Genomic DNA, 982 nt, shown 5'->3' with positions numbered 1-982 from the left:
GGCTACCGCCGCAACGGCTGCCATTGAGTCGGCATCTGAGTCGTCTACGTCTGCCGAAGGGGCAGAAGCTGCTGAGCTCACCGCTGCAGATACCGCTGAACAAGCGGACGCCGCCACTGACAGTGAAGACAACACGGTCGAAACAGCGCCCGCAACAAATCCAAACCTGCTTGAACTTACGTTTAACGAGCAGTCGTGGACTGAAATTTTTGATGCCAATAACCAGCGAGTGTTCGTTGGTCTGCAAACGCCTGGCACCACAGCAAGTGTTGAGGGCGAACCGCCTTTTCGTTTAACTATCGGCAATGCCACCGGCGTAGAGCTGCGCTATGAAGGCGAGGACGTTAACCTTGTCCAGCGCGCCGGTGCCAATAATGTTGCCCGCTTTACCCTGGGAGAGTGACCCGTCTTATGCACGCCCCTTCTCCGATTAAACGCCGCTTCTCGCGTCAAATTCACGTTGGCAATGTGGCCGTAGGTGGTGATGCACCTATTGCTGTTCAGAGCATGACCAACACAAATACGCTGGACGTCGATGCCACCGTGGCGCAAATTCAGCAGTTAGAAAAAGCGGGAGCCGATATTGTCCGCGTTTCGGTACCCGATATGGACGCCGCTGAAAGTTTTGGCAAAATTAAGCAGCGTGTCGATGTCCCACTGGTGGCAGACATTCATTTTGACTACAAAATTGCCCTGCGTGTCGCCGAACTAGGTGTCGACTGCTTGCGTATTAACCCAGGTAACATTGGCCGCGAAGATCGCGTACGTGCGGTTGTTAATGCTGCCCGCGATAATGGCATACCGATTCGTATTGGCGTCAATGCCGGGTCGCTGGAAAAAGATCTACAGAAAAAGTATGGCGAGCCTACTCCCGCAGCGTTAGTGGAGTCGGCCATGCGCCATATTGATTACCTGGATCGTCTTGATTTCCAGGAATTTAAAGTCAGCGTCAAAGCCTCAGATGTGTTTATGGCGGTAGCCG

Annotated in this window: 2 protein-coding genes; both read left to right on the top strand. The window is 53.5% G+C overall.

Annotated features, from left to right (window positions below; all coding sequences use genetic code 11):
• A partial coding sequence (locus INT22_RS21225) for a DUF4115 domain-containing protein (RefSeq protein ID WP_226912805.1) occupies nt 1-403 on the top strand: 403 nt, incomplete at its 5' end.
• A gap of 8 nt (nt 404-411) precedes the next feature.
• A partial coding sequence (locus tag INT22_RS21220) for a flavodoxin-dependent (E)-4-hydroxy-3-methylbut-2-enyl-diphosphate synthase (protein WP_226912804.1) occupies nt 412-982 on the top strand: 571 nt, incomplete at its 3' end.

Source organism: Halomonas sp. 3D7M (assembly GCF_014897885.1).
Lineage (GTDB): Bacteria > Pseudomonadota > Gammaproteobacteria > Pseudomonadales > Halomonadaceae > Vreelandella.
This window is presented reverse-complemented; position numbering and strand designations above follow the sequence as displayed.